Here is a 17,569-nt window from a genome sequence, read left to right as displayed (position 1 = left end):
AAGGCCCCTTCCTCAAATCATTTGAGAAGGGACCTTCCGATAGGTTAATCCGCTAATTTCTTCACCAGCTCATATCCGACTTTATATATGTCGCCCGCGCCCATGGTTAGCACAAGATCGCCAGGCTCCAACCGGTTTTGCAAATCCACAAGCACATCCTGCTTCGTCGGCAGATATCGGGCTCCGGCATTACTGTTCTCCTTGATCAACTCGACCAGCTTTGAGGAATGAACGCCCTCAATCGCCTTTTCCCCTGCCGGCGAGTAAATATCGGTAATGATCACTTCATCCGCTTCCCCAAACGCCCGGCTGAACGCATCCAGCAGGAAGAAAGTCCGCGTATAACGCTGCGGCTGGAATACGGCGATGATCCGCTTCCCAGTCGCTTTGGCCGCTGCGATCGTCGCTTGGATCTCCGTCGGATGATGAGCGTAGTCATCGATGATCAGGATGCCGTTTTGTTCTCCAAGCACCTGGAAGCGGCGTTTTGCTCCATGAAAGTGGCGTAAAGCCACTGCGATTTCGTTAAACGGAATACCCGCTTCCAAGCAGACGATAACGGTAGCCATTGCATTGTAAACATTATGCCGACCAGGCACAGACAACTCCACTGTACCGAGTTCCAGATCGCCTTGATTCATTTTGAAGGTGACGCAGCGGTCCCCAAGATCAATCTCGTGAGCCGTATAGTCGCATTTCGATTCAATGCCGTAAGTAATGACCTTGCTTTGAACCTGAGGCAGCAGTTCTCGGACGTTCCCGTCGTCCCCGCAAACCACCGCTTTTCCATCCGGCTTGATCTGATTCAAGAATTGTACGTAGGCTTCCTTCAGCTTGCCGAAATCCCCGCCGTAGTTCTCCAGGTGATCCGCCTCGATGTTGGTCACCACGCCAAGCGAAGGGTGGTACTGCAGGAAGGAGCCGTCACTTTCGTCAGCCTCTGCGACCACGCATTTGCCTTGCCCGGCTTTCGCATTGGTGCCCATGTCCATTATTTCCCCACCGATAATGTAGGTCGGGTCCGTCCCGCAATGCTCCATCACGAGCGCGATCATCGACGAGGTCGTTGTTTTTCCATGAGCCCCGGCAACGGCAACACCGGTCCGTTCATTTAACAGCCGGGCCAGCATCTGGGAACGGTGCAGTACCGGGATCCCTTGCTCCTGAGCTTCCAACCGCTCCACGTTATCCTTCGGCAGCGCGGTCGAGTAAACGACCAGATCCGCCCCATGCACGTGTTCGGCGGTATGGCCGATGTAAATCTTCGCTCCCTTCGCAGCGAGCTTCTCCGTCAATTCTTGGGAGGCAACGTCCGATCCCGTGACGGTATAACCCATTTCCAGCATCACACGAGCGATGGCACTCATGCCATACCCGCCGATACCGATAAAGTGTACATGTTGTTCGGTCGTATTCAACAAAATGGTCACCAGCCTTTTTCAGAATCGGTTTGATGCAAAAGGGCCGCCCGCACATCCGAGATCAGATACAACGTGCCGGTTACCACCCCAAGATCTTCCCGTTCCGTCCGTGACTCCAAAAGTGAAAGGGCTTTTCTCCAGTCACGTTCCACGATGATATCCAAATCCGCCTTCGCTTCCGTCCCCTGTAGTTCGGCCACGAGTTCGTATAACGCCTCGGCGTCCATTTTTCGGCGAAAATCGGGCTCGGTCAGAATAAGCGTATCCACTATTGGTAATATATGCTTCAAGTAGCCATGATGATGCTTATTGGCCAGCATCCCCATCATCAAATGCAGTTTTCGGTAACTGAACGCTTCCGGCAGGCTTTGCACTAGCGAAGCGGCTCCTTCCGGATTATGCGCTCCATCCAGTACCAGACGCGGTTCTTCTCGAACCACCTCCAGCCGTCCTGCCCAAGAGGTAGTGCGGAAACCGTCCTGCACTTGCTCATCCTCGAGCATAAAAGCCATGTATTGCCGCAGCACTTCCAATACCATCATCACACCGGCGGCGTTCTTGCATTGGTGCTCCCCAAGCATGCGGATCGTAAAGTCCAAATCCCGGAATGGACCTTTGAAATGCAACTCCTGCTCCTTGGCATCAACGCTAAGCCGCTCGTATCGGAACTGCTCGCCCATCAGATATAGGGTGGCATGTTTGGCCGCGGCCGTTTCCTTCAGTACGGAGATCGCCTCGGGCTGCTCGACACAGCTGACTACAGGCACACCCGCCTTGATAATGCCGGCCTTCTCAGCGGCGATTTGTTCAATCGTGTCCCCAAGAACGTCCATATGATCATAACCGATATTCGTAATCAGAGAGACGATCGGAGTCACGATATTCGTAACATCCATCCTTCCCCCAAGCCCCGTCTCCCATACTATTACATCGGGATAACACATCTCCGCAAAATACAAAATGGCGATCGCCGTGCTCACTTCAAACATCGTCGGAGAGCCCAGATCGGTGCCAGCGATTTTTTCTACCAACGGAACAACGCGATTTGCCAGCTCCAGCAGCGCCGTTTCAGAAATGTCCTCTTCATCATACTGGAAGCGGTTGGTGAACTTCGTGATGTATGGGGACGTATACGTCCCCACATGATAGCCACATTCCCGCAATGTCCGAGTTAAAAAAGCGCAGGAGGAGCCTTTACCGTTCGTCCCCGCCACATGAATGAACTTCAGCCTCCGCTCGGGATGCCCCAATCGTTCCATCATGAGCTCGATTCGTTCCAAGCCGGGCCGAATGCCAAACGGCAGCAACCCGTTGATCCAATCGACCGCTTCAGCATAGCTGTTCAGCGGCAGCGGTCGTATTTCTTCCTCTGTACGATCCCCCATATCAGTCACCTTCATCAATTAATGGTAGTCAAAAAGTCATCTTCGGATCACGAAGCAGAACCAACGAAGCGGACTCGACGTCGAATCTTGAATTCACCCGGTCGCTCCGTTGCTCACGTAGATCCATCTACGCTCCGCTACTCACTCCCTAGCTTCGTTCAACCTTCTCGGTGCTCCAAACCTGACTTCTTGAACCTTATTGAAATGGTAGTTCAAAAAGTCATCTTCGGATCTCGAAGCAGAACCAACGAAGCGGACTCGACGTCGAATCTTGAATTCACCCGGTCGCTCCGTTACTCACTCGCTCAAGTTCACTTAACCCTTCAGCTCCGCGATTCGGGCCAGTACCTTGTCGCGCTTCTCGGAATAATCGGCCATCTTGGCGCGTTCTTCCTCGATCACCTTCGCCGGCGCTTTCGCCACGAAACCTTTGTTCGCCAGCTTCTTCTCGACGCGTTCCACTTCTTTGTTCAGGTTGTCGAGTTCCTTCGTCAACCGTTCGATTTCCTGACTGATGTCAATGAGCCCCGACAGCGGCAGGAACAACTCAGCCCCGGTCACGACAGCGGTCATCGCCTTATCCGGTACGGCCGCGGTCAGCGCTGCCTCATACTCGGACGTATTGCAGAACCGGCGAACGTAATGTTCGTTGCGGGTCAGCACTTCCAACACGTCGGCGCTGCCCGGCTTGATCACCAGCTCAATCTTTTTGCTCATCGGCACATTCACTTCCGCGCGGATATTCCGCACCGAGCGAATTACGTCGATCAGCAGATTCATTTCCTGAACGGCGTCCGGCGCCTCTAACGAAGCGTCATATTCCGGCCAGGCCGCTAGCATAATCGTTTCGCCATGATGCGGCAAATGCTGCCATATTTCCTCGGAAATAAACGGCATAAACGGATGGATCATACGCAGCGTACGATCAAGCACGTAGGCAAGTACCGATTGGGTTTTCTTCTTAGCCGCAGCATCTTCTCCGTACAGGGACAACTTGGCGAATTCGATATACCAGTCGCACAGATCGTCCCAAATGAAGTTGTACAGCAGCCGACCGGTTTCCCCGAATTCGTAAGCGTCGATCAGGCGGGTAATTTCCTTGGCCGTCTCGTTCATCCGGTGCAAAATCCAGCGGTCGGACGTCGACAGATCGCTGCTGATATCGATATCCTCGTAGGATACGCCTTCCAGATTCATCAAGGCGAAGCGGGAAGCGTTCCAGATTTTATTGGCGAAGTTACGCGCCTGCTCAACACGCTCCCAACGGAAACGTAAATCCTGCCCCGGCGTATTGCTGGTGGACAGCATGTAGCGCATCGCATCGGTGCCGTATTTCTCGATGACCTCAAGCGGGTCTACGCCATTCCCAAGCGACTTGGACATTTTGCGTCCTTCGCTGTCGCGGACAAGGCCGTGCATCAGCACGTCTTTAAATGGCATTTCGCCGGTAAACTCCAGCGACTGGAAAATCATCCGGGCTACCCAGAAATAGATGATATCGTAACCGGTCACGAGTACGTCCGTTGGGAAATAACGTTTGAACTCTTCGTTGTTCTCGTCTGGCCAACCCAACGTAGAAAACGGCCAGAGAGCCGAGCTAAACCAGGTGTCAAGCACGTCATCATCCTGCTTCAGATCTTCACGCCCCAGCTTGGCGCGCGCTTCTTCCTCGCTGCGGGCGACGACCATCTCTCCAGTAGCTTCACAATACCAAGCCGGAATGCGATGACCCCACCAGAGCTGGCGAGAGATGCACCAATCACGTACGTTTTCGATCCAGTGCAAATAGGTTTTTTCGAAACGGTCCGGCACGAAATTAACGCCTTTCCCCGATTGTTGCGCTTCGATCGCCGCTTCAGCGAGCGGCTTCATTTTGACGAACCACTGGGTAGACAAATACGGCTCAACAACCGCTCCTGTCCGCTCGCTATGGCCAACTTGATGCAGGTGATCTTCGATTTTGATCAAGACGCCCATTTCCTGCAAATCCTTCACGATTTGCTTACGGCATTCGCTGCGGTCCAAACCTTGATATTTACCGGCTTCGCCGTTCATCGTGCCGGTCTCATCCATAACGTTGATCTGCGGCAGATTATGACGCAAACCTACTTCAAAGTCGTTCGGGTCATGTGCGGGAGTGATCTTCACAGCACCGCTGCCGAACTCTTTCTCAACATACTCATCCGCGATAATCGGAATTTCACGGTCCACGATCGGCAAGCGTAGCGTTTTGCCGACCAGATGGCGGTAACGTTCATCCTCCGGATGGACAGCGACGGCGGTATCGCCCAGCATCGTTTCAGGACGAGTCGTTGCTACCGTGATATGACCGCTCCCATCGCTTAGCGGATACTGAAGATGGTAAAGGTGCCCGTTGACTTCTTTGTATTCAACCTCGATGTCGGATAGGGCCGTGCGTGCGGCCGGATCCCAGTTGATGATATATTTCCCGCGGTAAATCAGACCCTTCTCATAGAGCTTAACGAAAACCTCGCGAACCGCTTGAGAAAGCCCCTCGTCCAACGTAAAACGCTCTCGCGAATAATCGAGAGCGAAACCCATTTTGGCCCATTGCTCATGAATGGTAGCAGCATATTGGTCCTTCCATTCCCACACCTTCTCCAGAAACTTCTCACGTCCCAAGTCATACCGCGTTATGCCTTGCTCGCGCAGCTTCTGCTCTACCTTCGTTTGAGTCGCAATTCCCGCATGGTCGGAGCCTGGCAGCCACAAGGCATCGTAACCTTGCATCCGCTTCGTCCGTGTCAGAATATCCTGCAGTGTAAAATCGAGCGCATGCCCGATATGCAGCATTCCTGTTACGTTTGGCGGCGGTATCACAATCGTATACGGTTTGGCATCCGGCCGTTGTCCCGCTTTAAAGAACCCGCTCTCCAGCCAATAACGGTACCATTTCTGTTCCGCCGATTTCGGATCGTATGTCGTCGGCATTTCCGCCGACGAGGCTTGTTGACCTTGATTTTCTGTCATCCTATTCAACCTCCGTTACAAATAAGCATAGCCTTGGCGATCCCAAGATAGTCGTCTGTCGTCGGCTTTGCGCCTTTATTCTTGGTGTCTAAGAAAAACAAAAAAAGCCTTTCGTCTCAAAGGACGAAAGGCTTTACTTTCGCGGTACCACCTTTGTTTCGCACATCGGTATCCGAGCCTTCCGGCAACCGGCACATGACATGCGACACTCATGCAGATAACGGCTGCTACCGGTCCGTTCTAACCATCGTAAAAACTGCCTCAAACGGACAACTCCCGGGCGACTTCGGCGAGCTACATGTCCTGCGGAATCTCTCAGCCGTGGGTTCCGCTCTCTGAAGGGTATGCTGCCTACTCTTCCCGTTCCAAGTCTTTGCCATAGATCTAATTGCTTGAATCTATATTATCATAACTTGGAAAGGAACGGGAGTCAATCATCCGCCTTTTTTCGCAGTCTAAACTTTATGGAATGTACAAGATTTGTCCCTCATTGACCTGGTGCTCAGCGAGTCGGTTATACAACTGCAGCTCCCGCGAACTTAAGTGGTAGCGCTGAGCGATATCGTCCAGCGTTTCCTCGCGCTGCACGATGACCAGCCGTACTGTGCGGAAAGGAGTTTGATCTTCGTTACTGATAAACAGGTTCTTCCACCGCAGTTCTTCGCCTTCTCCCTGATCACTGCCAGCAATCGGCAGCTCCGAGGCGTCCTCCAGCGCTTCCTGGATTACCCGCGAGGAGGAAGAGATTAACTTCGTTAACCCAAAGCTTTCTCTTCCGCTTTCGTCCCCTTTTTTAGCCCCCAGAGCGATCTTCATTTCTTTCTTCTCTTCTGGCTGATGGTCCGCCTCAACGGCCGCTTCAGGCTCACCCGCGGCCTCAGCAAGGGCCTCGTTTGGTGTTCCAGCGTCCTCTTCACCTAATTCGAACGCAGCCCCAGACTCCGCCGCTTCAACTTCTACGGACTCACTGGCACGATCGGTCGCCTGGAATTCCTCCGATGGGCGAACCTCATCCTTAAACCATATGTTGGCGTCCGATTCCTCCGCATGCTCCGCAAAGGCTTCCGCAGAAGCACCAAAGTACGCAACGGATTCCTTGTCCGTCCAAGGGTTGGACTCCTGGAATGCCGATACGTCTTCGGTCCAGACTGGGACCTCCTGCGGCTCGTCCGCATTTCGTTTCTGGGCATTCAGCATATCATCCGGAAACGCCTGCCACGAAGCAAATTGAGGGACATGCGGAACCTCTGAATCTTCTTGCGCCAGTTCCAAATCCAGTTCTGCTCCCGGCTCTTGCTCTACATTTGCATCCTCGCGCGCTAACGAATTCCAAGAGAATACCGGCTCCTGGCGCACCTCATCGGTAAGCAATGGCTCTGGACGGATAGGATCTGGTCCTGATTCCTCTTCCGTTTCGAAAGCCGCCAACTCCGCCGTGTCCGTATCCAAGTTCGCTTCCGGCTCGTCGCCTCGGATGGCGGATACGACATGGGCCGTTGTAAACTCCCGATCCTTCCAGGCATCTTGCTCGGCCAACAAAGAGGAAGTCTCTACACCTTGAAGCGACAATACGCCTGTAATATTCAAGCTGCGCGAACTGAGCAGGTCAACGTCGAAATTCTCAATTTCGACCGTGATATCCTCCAACCGATTAACCCGACTTAGCGGGATCGTGATTTCGACGGGAATATAGTGCGCAAGCTCCCGTGTCTCTCCTTCTCCCCGGTATAACCCCGACAACAGCAAATGGCCGCGCAGCGCGGCATACTCTTCCCCGGGAATTACCTGGATTTTCGGATAGAGCTCGATCTCCTCTAACTCTTCAATGCCGATCACATCTTCAGAAAGATGTATGCGCTCGTAAATATCAAACCTGAGACCATAGGATTGATCAGCCAACATGTTACCTCCCTTCAGCATATCCAAACGTGATTTAAAATCGATGAATCATGATCCAAATCATCCTCGTTTAATCTATATGCTTAAAATAGGAGTGCATGCCAGCTTTTTACCCACGCGCTAGATTAACCTCTAAAGCGATCGCGGAGATGAATCAACGCCGGGGGCCACGGATCGTCAAGCTCCACCGCATCTCCTGAGAACGGGTGCGGGAACGACAAACGTTCCCCATGCAGCGCCTGATGAGACAGCCACTTCGTACTACCGCCATACAGCGCGTCACCCACAAGCGGGTGACCCGCCGCGCTCAGATGGACGCGAATTTGATGGGTCCGACCGGTTTCCAAGGTGAGCCGAACAAGACTTATGCCATGGTTCGGATAAACCTCCAACCGCTCTACATGCGTTACAGCCGGTTTGCCGCCGGGAGAAACCCGGCGCCGCTGGTTATGATGCCGGTCCCGGCCGATCGGCTGATCGATCACTTTAAGCTCAGGGCTAACGATCCCTTGTACGAACGCAATGTAGGTCCGGTCGATCGCTTTGCGGCTCATCGCTTCATCCAGCTTCAAATGGGCATATTCATTTTTGGCAAACAACACCGGTCCTGACGTATCTTCATCAAGCCGGTGAATATGTGCAGCGGCGACAGGCTCACCAAGGGCGGCATACCACCCGGCAACGCGGTTGGCGAGCGTGTCTGGCGAAACCAGCGGCTGGCTAGAAGTTTCGCCGCCGTCCGGATGGACCTTAAGCCCTGCCGGCTTGTGCACGACAAGGCAAAAATCGTCCTCATATAAAAGCGGAAGCTCCGCCTCAAGCGGAGCATATTGTGAAGCTCTAGGCGGAAATGCCAGCAACCTCAAACGATCTCCGGCGAGCTTGATACCATCTTCGGCCCGCAGCTTACGCAGCAGCTTAGGAGGAGCCAGCAGCTCCTCCTCCAGCCAAGCCGCCGCTGCATCCAGACGGTTCTGCCCTTCGCGCAAAGGCAGTTTGCCAGGCATCAGTTCAAGCCATTCCCCGCGCCGGGTCCACGATAGTTTACGGCTCACAGCTTTTGCAACGCCAACCGATGCGCTTCGATCGTCAGTTCGATATCTTCATCGGTATGCACGCCCGAGACGAACATGCCTTCGAACTGCGAAGGTGCTACGTTGATGCCTTGCTCAAGCAGTGCCGCGAAATAACGGCGGAACAGGTCGAGGTCGCTCGTTTTGGCCGTATCGTAATTGATAACTCTCTCCTCCGTAAAGAACGGGCAAACCATCGAGCCAACGCGATTTATCGTGCACGGAATCCCCCGTTCCTTGGCGTTGCGTGTGAAGCCCTCTTCCAGCTTCGCCGACAGGCGTTCCAGGCGATCGTATACTTCCGGAGTGAGCAACGACAACGTCGTATAACCCGCAACCATCGCCAGCGGGTTTCCGCTTAGCGTCCCGGCTTGATAAATCGGCCCGCTTGGCGCGATTTGCTCCATAATTTCACGTTTTCCGCCATACGCTCCGACAGGCAATCCCCCCCCGATGACTTTGCCGAGGCAGGTCAGGTCCGGCGTGATGCCAAAGCGTCCTTGCGCACAGTTCAGACCAACACGGAAGCCTGTCATGACTTCGTCGAAAATCAGCAAGCTGCCGTATTGCTCGGTGATCCGGCGCAAACCTTCAAGGAATCCCGGCAACGGCGGTACGACACCCATGTTCCCGGCCACCGGCTCGACGATCACGCCGGCAATCTCCTCGCCGAAACGTTCAAACGCCAGCTCTACAGAGGCCAGGTCGTTATATGGCACCGCAATCGTATTGGCGGCGACGCCCTCCGGTACACCCGGGCTGTCCGGCAATCCCAACGTGGCAACACCGGAGCCCGCTTTGATCAGCAGACTGTCGGCATGACCGTGGTAAGAGCCCTCGAATTTCATGATTTTACTGCGGCCGGTATACCCCCGCGCCAGACGAATCGCGCTCATGGTGGCTTCAGTCCCTGAGTTGACCATGCGCACGACATCAATCGAAGGCACACGCTTCGCAACCAGTTGGGCCATTTGCGTCTCCAGCAGTGTAGGCGCTCCAAAGCTTGTCCCTTTGGCGGCCGTCTCCTGCAGGGCTTGAACCACCTCCGGATGAGCATGACCCATAATCAGCGGGCCCCAGGAACCCACATAATCGATAAAGCTGTTGCCATCGATGTCGTAGATCCGAGAACCGCTCCCATGTTCGATATACATTGGCGTCAAGCCAACGGATTTAAACGCCCTCACCGGGCTGTTGACACCGCCGGGCAAGACCTTCTTCGCTTCTTCAAAGGCCAACCGCGATCGTTCGTCGCCCCGCCGGCCTATTGTGTCCATGCTCATCGATACCCCTCCTAAGCTCTTCAGTAAAGCCGATACTCGGCGAAGCTTATTGCTTCTCGCGCAGCCAGCGTGCCATATCTTTGGCAAAATACGTAATGATGATATCCGCGCCTGCCCGCTTCATGCCAAGCAGCATTTCGGTGACGATCGCTCGCTCGTTGATCCAGCCTTGCTGAGCAGCTGCTTTAACCATCGAATATTCACCGCTCACGTTATAGGCAACCAGCGGCAAATCAAACTGATCGCGCAGCAAGCGCAAAATATCCATAAAGGCCAGCGCCGGCTTGACCATCAGCATATCCGCGCCTTCCATCACATCGGATTCCGCTTCCCGCAATGCCTCGCGGACGTTGGCCGGGTCCATCTGGTACGTCTTCCGGTCGCCGAACTGCGGCGCCGAGTCGGCCGCTTCACGGAACGGCCCGTAAAAGGCGGAAGCGTATTTGACGGAATACGACATAATCGGCACATGGCTGAAGTCGGCTTCGTCGAGCCCGGAACGGATGGCTTGCACAAATCCGTCCATCATGTTGGACGGGGCGATGATGTCGGCGCCCGCACGTGCTTGGGAGACGGCGGTTTTCACCAACAGCTCCAGCGACTCGTCGTTCATCACGTCCCCGCATACATGCCCGTCACGTTCAAACGTATGTACCATGCCGCAATGCCCGTGGTCGGTGAATTCGCACAAACAGGTATCGGCAACAACCAGTAAATCCGGATACCGTGACTTAATGATTCGTGTCGCTTCCTGAACGATACCGTCCTCCGCGTAAGCCGAGGTGCCCACGCTGTCTTTCGTTTCCGGAATCCCAAACAACAGCACCGCTGGAATACCCAGATCAACGATCTCCTTTACCTCTTCCTCCAGCGTGTCGAGCGAAAAATGAAAAACCCCGGGCATCGACGAGATTTCATTCTTAACGCCGCTCCCATAAGCCACGAAGATCGGTTGAATAAAGTCGTCCACCGTCAGAACCGTTTCACGTACCATCCCGCGAATGGCGGCCGACTGACGCAGACGGCGATGTCTTACGATAGGAAAATTCATGGTTTGTACCCTCCTAGTATGTAACACGGGGCACCCCCGTGCTGTTAAATCCATTCACTCCGCCGGAGTGCTCCGTTCTTTCCAGGCGCACAGCGATTGAATCAGGCTGTCGATGGTTGCTTCTTCTGCAAGAATCGTCACGTTCAGACCGGCGTCCTCCGCCGTTTTGGCCGTAACCGGTCCGATGCAGGCGATGTCCACGTCCCGCAGCGCCGCGGCTGGATCAGCCACGCCCATGGCGCTAAGTGCAGCCAGCAGGTTCGTCACCGTTGATGAACTGGTAAAGGTAACGGCATGGATCCGTCCTTTTTCAAGCATCTTCAACAGCTCGTCGTCCGTTTCCCCGGCAGGCACCGTTTGGTACATGACCGCTTCGGTGACGGTTAAGCCCTGCTCACTTAGGGCAGCGGGCAGCCAGGCACGGGCGAGATCGCCGCGCGGCAGCAATACGTGCTGCCCCGACTGCAGTTCACTGCCGAAGGTTTCCATCAGGCCCTCGGCCTGGAACTTGCCCGGCAAGCCTTCCGCTGCGATACCGTGCTGGCGCAGCGCCGCTTGCGTCGCCGGCCCTACGGCCGCGATTCTCGCTTTGTGCAGGCCCCGTACGTCTTTCCCCAGTCTCTCCAGGTGCGAGAAGAAATACTCGACGCCGTTCACGCTCGTAAAGAATACCCAATCGTATTGTTCCAGCTGTGCCAGTGCATCGTCGGTATGAGTCAACTCGCGGCCTTCCGGCATCACGATGTCGATAACGGGGAACTCGTATGGCTCTCCGCCAAGCTCCTCGATGCCGCGCACCAGTTCGCTCGCCTGCGAACGCGAGCGGGTGACGAGAATGCGCTTGCCGAACAACGGCAACGATTCCGCCCACTTGAGCTGCTCGCGCTGAGCCACAACCTCGCCAACGACCGTAACGGCCGGCGGTTTGAAGTCAGCTTCGCGAACTTTCTGCTCAATATCGGCAAGCGTGCCGATCAGCGTCTCCTGCTCCGCCCTTGTCCCCCAACGGATAAGGGCGACCGGCGTTTCGGGCGGGCGTCCATAATGGATCAGCTGTTTGCTGATATGACCGATATTCGCTACGCCCATCATAAACACCAGCGTGCCGGTCGCGTTGGTCACTTTTTCCCAATTGATCGACAAGTCGAGTTTATCCGGGCTCTCATGCCCCGTAATGATCGACACGGACGAAGCCATATCCCGGTGGGTTACCGGAATACCGGCGTAGGCAGGTACTGAGATCGCAGCGGTGATCCCCGGCACGATTTCATACGGGATGCCATGCCTGCGGAGCAGTTCAGCCTCCTCACCAACGCGTCCGAAGATCGTCGGGTCCCCGCCTTTCAGGCGAACTACCGTTTTGCCCTCAAGCGCCAAATCGACCAGCAGCTGATTGATATGCTCTTGCTTCATCGTGTGACGATCGGTTCGTTTGCCAACGTAGATTTTTTCCGCCCCGGGTTTCGTTCTTTTCAACAGACTCGGATTGGCCAGACGATCATATACGATGACATCGCCTTTTTCCAGGCAATCGAGCCCTTTCAGTGTAATCAATCTTGCATCTCCGGGTCCCGCGCCAACCAGATAAACTTTACCGGCCATTCTCCATCACTCCCCGGTTTCTTGTAATAATGCCGCTGCTCCCAGGGAGATCAACCGACCGGCAACCTGCTCGCCTAGTTCAGTTGGATCCACCCCTTCCGCGCTCTCCTTCAAAATCTTCGCTCCATCCGCTGAGCCGACCATCCCTGTCAATTGTAGACGCTGGCGGCCGCTTGAATCGGAGGCTCCTTCATCCGGCAGTAACGTCGCGTAGGCCCCAATCGGCACCTGGCAGCCTCCATTCAGCACGCCGAGGAAACGACGTTCTGCGGCCACCGTTACCGCTGTTTCCGAATCGTTGTATAAGGATAAGAGATGGCGAACCTCAGCATCGTCTTCGCGGCATTCGATCCCAAGCGCCCCTTGACCAACCGCTGGAAGACAAACCTCCGCCGGGAGATAGGCCGTAATTCGATGCTCCCAGCCCATCCGAAGCAACCCGGCCGCCGCCAAAATTATCGCATCGAAGCCCTCCTCCTCCAACTTGCGCAAACGGGAATCGATATTCCCGCGGATCGGCTCGAGCACGAGATCCGGACGATAAGCCTTCAATTGGCTGGCGCGGCGTAAGCTGCTGGTCCCTACCTTGGCGCCTTGCGGCAGTTCGTCAAGACTTAGGTTGTTTCTCGATATCAGCGCATCCCGCGGGTCTACCCTCCGCGGTACCGCACCGTTGATCAGTCCGTCCGGCAACACGGACGGCATATCCTTCATACTATGTACCGCCAGGTCAATTTCCTTATCCAACATCGCCTGTTCGATTTCCTTTACAAATAATCCTTTGCCACCAACTTTGGATAAGGTCACATCCAGGATCCGATCGCCCTTGGTCACAATCTTACGGATTTCAAAATCAAATTGCAGGTGATGCTCCCGGCACAACGCCTTCAAATCATCGATGACATGTCCCGTCTGTGTTAGTGCCAGTTGGCTTTGTCTCGTCCCCACCACAATCGTTCGTTTTGTCATGCTTATTCCTCCGTCTGTTCCTCGATCCAGGTTATCATCGCCGCTTCATTCCACGGTTGGAAGCTCCCTCCTCGGATCGAGGACATAATATCGGTCTCGGCTAATCTCCGAAATAGACGTTTTCGCCTGCCGGGATCGCTGATCCGCTCTTTAATGAAAGCCCGCGCGGAGCTTAAAAAGTCAATATACTTCTCGTAATTCTCTCCAAATTGTTCGTCAATCTCCCGAATCAGCTCCCGCGCCGCCGTCGGTCCCGCCCCTGAGGTAGAAACGGCCACCACCAGCCCGCCGCGCCGCAGAACGCCGGGAGTTATCATACTTCCTCGCGCGCCATCTCCGGCGTCGTTCATCGGAACCCCCTCCGCCTCGGCCTCGGCAGCAACCGCGGCGTTCACTTCTGGCCGATTCGTCGCGGCGTAGGCCAAGAACGCACCGGCCAAATCCCCACGTTGATACTCGCGTTGGATCCAAACGACTCGATGATGCTCATGGAGGAGCCGCAGCAGACCATCTGTGACGTCAGGACTTACTACAACCGTTTCTGCTCCCGCATCCGCCAGCATTGTCACCTTTCGCTCGGCAACCGGCCCGCCTCCGATCACAACACAGCGACGGTCCGCCAAATTTAACAGGACGGGTACATAATAAGGCAAGGCGTATCACTCCCGACACTTCTCTTCAACTCGTTAATAGCATACCCTACCCTGCCGCATTTTTCCATGTTTCATCCCTTCAAAAAAAGCCCTTTGCCATCCGCATCAGCGTCGAATCAGCCTTGCGATTCGGGTGCATACGGCAGAGGGCTCAGGGCGTTCTCGCAGTTTAGCCTATCAAGTTTATACGGATACCTTCGCCAGCGGCAGCGAAGGCTCCGGCTCAAAAGGGATCCGGCCGGAAACCACATCTTGGAGATCCGTTACGTCATCGGACTCCCGGGGCGGCAGAATCTCTCGCGTTTCCAAAGAAGCCGAGGTCTCCTTGCCGGACGGCGCTTCATTTGGTGCATCCAAACGTTCCTCGAGCGCAAAGATTTGGGTAAACAGCTCCAAGGCTTCCGTGCCTTGAGTTTCCCCAGCCAGTTCCTTGATCCGATTGATCGGATCATGCATCATTTGGTTCAGGATGCTCTTGGTCAGGCGCCGGATCACTTTGCGTTGCCTTTCATCCAGCTCCGGCAGCTTGTTGAACAGACTGTCCAGCGTGCTTTCATGAATATCGGAAGCCTTCTCCTGCAGCGCTCGGATAACCGGCTTCACACCTAGCGTTTGCAGCCAGGTTGCAAAGGCAGCCATTTCTTCCTCGATCATTACTTCGATCTTGACCGCTTCCGCACGGCGCATCTCCATATTGCTCTCCACGATCCCTTCCAGATCGTCGATATCATACAGGAATACCTGATCCAGCTCGCCGATGGCCGGCTCAATATCGCGCGGTACGGCGATATCAATCATAAACAACGGGCGATCTTGTCGCCCTTTCATACTCCGGGCAACCTGTGCCGAAGTGATGACATATCCTTCCGCTCCGGTTGAGCTGATTAGAATATCGACCTCTTCGAGTCGCATCATCGCTTCCTGCATCGTGCAAGGCACGCCTTCGCATTTCGCGGCAAGCTCCTGAGCACGAGCATAAGTCCGATTGGCCACCAGCACCTCTTCTGCACCGGCACCGCTCAGATGTTTGGCCGTCAGCTCGCTCATTTTACCGGCACCAAGGATCAACACGCGTTTCCCCTCAAAGCTGCCGAATATCCGTTTGCCCAACTCGACGGCTGCGTAGCTGATCGAAACGGCACTTTCGCCGATCGCCGTCTCGGAATGAGCCCGTTTGCCCAGCGTTACTGCTTGTTTAAACAGCATGTTAAACCAAGTTCCGGTTCCTTTCTCACTTTGCGACACCAGAAACGCATTCTTGACCTGGCCGAGGATTTGCGTTTCCCCCAGCACCATCGAATCCAAACCACAAGCGACACGGAATAAATGGCGAATCGCTTGTTCATCTTCATACATATATAAATGGCGGGTAAATTCTTCGCGAGGAACGCCGAACCAGCGTTCCATGAAACTGCGAATAAACGCCCCGCACATGTGCAGACGATCGACTACAACGTAGATTTCTGTACGATTGCAGGTGGCGATAATCACGCCTTCCAATACACTCTTGGTGCGTAAGAGCTCCTGCAGCGCTTGCGGCATATCCTTGTCCGCAAAAGAAAAGCGTTCCCTGACTTCCACAGGCGCCGTCCGATAGTTTAACCCAACTACGACGATGTGCATTGCAAGTTCACCTGCCTTGAAATAGATGTCGTTAGCATTTACTGAAAACAAACTATGTTAATTATATCACAGTAGCCCCAAACTCCCCGGCGATTTCTATGAGTTTTTTATGAATTATTTATGAATTTCATACCGTCAAAACAAATAACCATGGAAGCTCCATGGTTATCCTATTTTATCCAAATTTCCGATTATCTATTAAGGGTTATACGAATTCAGCCTGATTCGAGCCCGGTTCGGCGATTTCCAGTTCGCCCATTCCGCGAATCAGCTTCTTTGCGTAGGTTTTATCCGGATTCAAAACGGACATCAGGTAATCAATCGCCAGCTGCGGATCAACCCATTCCCCGCAGGTGTAGCAATCAATGGCAGCAAACCCTCTCTCAGGATACGTGTGAATCGAGAGATGGCTTTCCGACAACATCACAAGAACAGTGGTACCCTGCGGCTCGAACTGTCTGGATTGGATGGACAACACGGTGGCTCCGCAAGCTTCCGCCGCTTCCACCAAATGAGCTTCCAACAACCCTGCGTTGTTCAGCACCTCAAAGTCGACTCCCCAAGCATCAACGGCAACGTGTCTTCCGAAAGTTGAATATTCCATCCTCCGGATCCCCCTTCCTAGGAACAAAATGTTTGAAAAAATTTCATCCGCTAGGACCTACGTCATTCACTTCCCGAGGGAAAAATCTCTCGCAACATCTCCATGTCCTGAGTGAATCCTGGTTCCTATATTCTTTTCAACGAGATTAAAAATAACATCTCTTGAGGACAAATGCAACCTATTTTTTCAGGCGGAAATCCCGCATCGACCCGCGAGATTTCGATTAAAAAACTACCCTGATATCAGGGTAGTTATCACTAGTACATTATGTTGCCGCCCTCTCCCTGGTGACAGCCGTTAAGAGGAGGATCAGCATCAATTTATTAAGCCTCGAGAACGAACAATCTCCGCGAGCAGTGGCGCAATTGATCGTCGATATGATCCACATCCGCTTCACTTGCAATAAATCGTTGGTCAAGCAGAGCATTCACGTCCTTGCGGATCCGAGCGATTTCCAGCTCGACATCGTTATTCCGGTACACCTGCTGCAGCTCCATCGTCGCATCCTTGAATTCAAACACCAGCTTATAGGAATCTCGGGAATACTCGACGATTTTGCGAACCCGGCCTTCCTGATAATAATACATCATCATGAATCCGTTATAAATTCGGGTGACCATGCCGGAGCCTTTAAACGCCGCGAACAACAGTCTCATTACGTTCGTTAAATGGGGTTTTTCCAAGCGGAAAGACATTTCGCAGACATAATATCCGTCAACACGTTCAAATGGCAGATGCACTTCTTCTCCGCCGTCATCCTCCAGCATGACCTCCTGCCCGCCGTTATCCAACACCTTGACTCGTTGGCGAACGTGAGGATCGTATACTTTGTGAACAAACTGCGACATCTGGACTTCCGTTAAACGCATACTGGCATTGACATACTCTGTGGCTAACCGCTGAGCCATACAAATCTCCTCAATTCTAAATCGCTTTATCATAATTATACACTACGATTCCAGCCGTACGCTCAGCCGCCAAAACGTGAATTCTTGCCATTTTCCAGAAAAAACGG

The 17,569-nt window shown here is 53.9% G+C and carries 13 protein-coding genes and 1 other annotated feature; all 13 genes read right to left on the bottom strand.

Translation table 11 applies throughout. The annotated features are described in order from the left end of the window. Positions 1 to 44: 44 nt before the first annotated feature. Positions 45 to 1,418 carry a UDP-N-acetylmuramate--L-alanine ligase gene (gene murC / locus M0651_RS17025; RefSeq protein WP_248552924.1) on the bottom strand — a complete coding sequence of 458 codons (1,374 nt, stop codon included), beginning with the start codon at positions 1,416 to 1,418 and terminating at the stop codon, positions 45 to 47. An 8-nt stretch (positions 1,419 to 1,426) separates the two neighbouring features. Further along, positions 1,427 to 2,806, bottom strand: a complete 1,380-nt coding sequence (locus M0651_RS17020) for a bifunctional folylpolyglutamate synthase/dihydrofolate synthase (RefSeq protein WP_248552923.1) — start codon at positions 2,804 to 2,806, stop codon at positions 1,427 to 1,429. Between the two features lie 315 nt (positions 2,807 to 3,121). Next, positions 3,122 to 5,797 (bottom strand): valine--tRNA ligase, encoded by a 2,676-nt coding sequence (locus M0651_RS17015; RefSeq protein ID WP_248552922.1) that lies wholly within the window; start codon positions 5,795 to 5,797, stop codon positions 3,122 to 3,124. 116 nt (positions 5,798 to 5,913) lie between these two features. Beyond that, positions 5,914 to 6,174, bottom strand: a binding site (T-box leader). A gap of 85 nt (positions 6,175 to 6,259) precedes the next feature. Further along, positions 6,260 to 7,699, bottom strand: a complete 1,440-nt coding sequence (locus tag M0651_RS17010; RefSeq protein ID WP_248552921.1) for a LysM peptidoglycan-binding domain-containing protein — start codon at positions 7,697 to 7,699, stop codon at positions 6,260 to 6,262. Between the two features lie 122 nt (positions 7,700 to 7,821). Further along, the gene (locus M0651_RS17005) at positions 7,822 to 8,751 is read right to left on the bottom strand and encodes an RluA family pseudouridine synthase (protein ID WP_248552920.1); all 930 of its coding nucleotides are present in this window, start codon (positions 8,749 to 8,751) and stop codon (positions 7,822 to 7,824) included. Then, on the bottom strand, positions 8,748 to 10,052 hold the full coding sequence (gene hemL, locus M0651_RS17000; RefSeq protein ID WP_248552919.1) for a glutamate-1-semialdehyde 2,1-aminomutase: 1,305 nt from the start codon (positions 10,050 to 10,052) through the stop codon (positions 8,748 to 8,750). The genes M0651_RS17005 and hemL overlap by 4 nt, the downstream gene beginning before the upstream one ends. Positions 10,053 to 10,098: 46 nt before the next feature. Further along, positions 10,099 to 11,103 carry a porphobilinogen synthase gene (gene hemB, locus M0651_RS16995; RefSeq protein ID WP_248552918.1) on the bottom strand — a complete coding sequence of 335 codons (1,005 nt, stop codon included), beginning with the start codon at positions 11,101 to 11,103 and terminating at the stop codon, positions 10,099 to 10,101. 54 nt (positions 11,104 to 11,157) lie between these two features. Further along, positions 11,158 to 12,705: a uroporphyrinogen-III C-methyltransferase gene (gene cobA / locus M0651_RS16990; protein ID WP_248552917.1), complete on the bottom strand. Its 1,548-nt coding sequence runs from the start codon at positions 12,703 to 12,705 to the stop codon at positions 11,158 to 11,160. Between the two features lie 6 nt (positions 12,706 to 12,711). Continuing rightward, positions 12,712 to 13,674, bottom strand: a complete 963-nt coding sequence (gene hemC / locus M0651_RS16985; protein WP_248552916.1) for a hydroxymethylbilane synthase — start codon at positions 13,672 to 13,674, stop codon at positions 12,712 to 12,714. Between the two features lie 2 nt (positions 13,675 to 13,676). Continuing rightward, positions 13,677 to 14,327 (bottom strand): precorrin-2 dehydrogenase/sirohydrochlorin ferrochelatase family protein, encoded by a 651-nt coding sequence (locus M0651_RS16980; protein ID WP_248552915.1) that lies wholly within the window; start codon positions 14,325 to 14,327, stop codon positions 13,677 to 13,679. Positions 14,328 to 14,510: 183 nt separating this feature from the next. Continuing rightward, positions 14,511 to 15,950: a glutamyl-tRNA reductase gene (gene hemA, locus M0651_RS16975; protein ID WP_248552914.1), complete on the bottom strand. Its 1,440-nt coding sequence runs from the start codon at positions 15,948 to 15,950 to the stop codon at positions 14,511 to 14,513. A 205-nt stretch (positions 15,951 to 16,155) separates the two neighbouring features. Continuing rightward, positions 16,156 to 16,554, bottom strand: coding sequence for an adenosylmethionine decarboxylase (gene speD / locus M0651_RS16970; RefSeq protein WP_248552913.1), 399 nt, complete (start codon positions 16,552 to 16,554; stop codon positions 16,156 to 16,158). A gap of 323 nt (positions 16,555 to 16,877) precedes the next feature. Next, positions 16,878 to 17,462 (bottom strand): non-ribosomal peptide synthetase module, encoded by a 585-nt coding sequence (locus tag M0651_RS16965; protein ID WP_248552912.1) that lies wholly within the window; start codon positions 17,460 to 17,462, stop codon positions 16,878 to 16,880. Between the last annotated feature and the right edge of the window lie 107 nt (positions 17,463 to 17,569).

The sequence above is a fragment of the Paenibacillus mellifer genome (assembly GCF_023195895.1).
In the GTDB taxonomy this organism is placed as follows: domain Bacteria; phylum Bacillota; class Bacilli; order Paenibacillales; family Paenibacillaceae; genus Fontibacillus; species Fontibacillus mellifer.
Note: the sequence above shows the minus strand (reverse complement) of the source record. Positions and strands in the feature narration are given on the sequence as shown.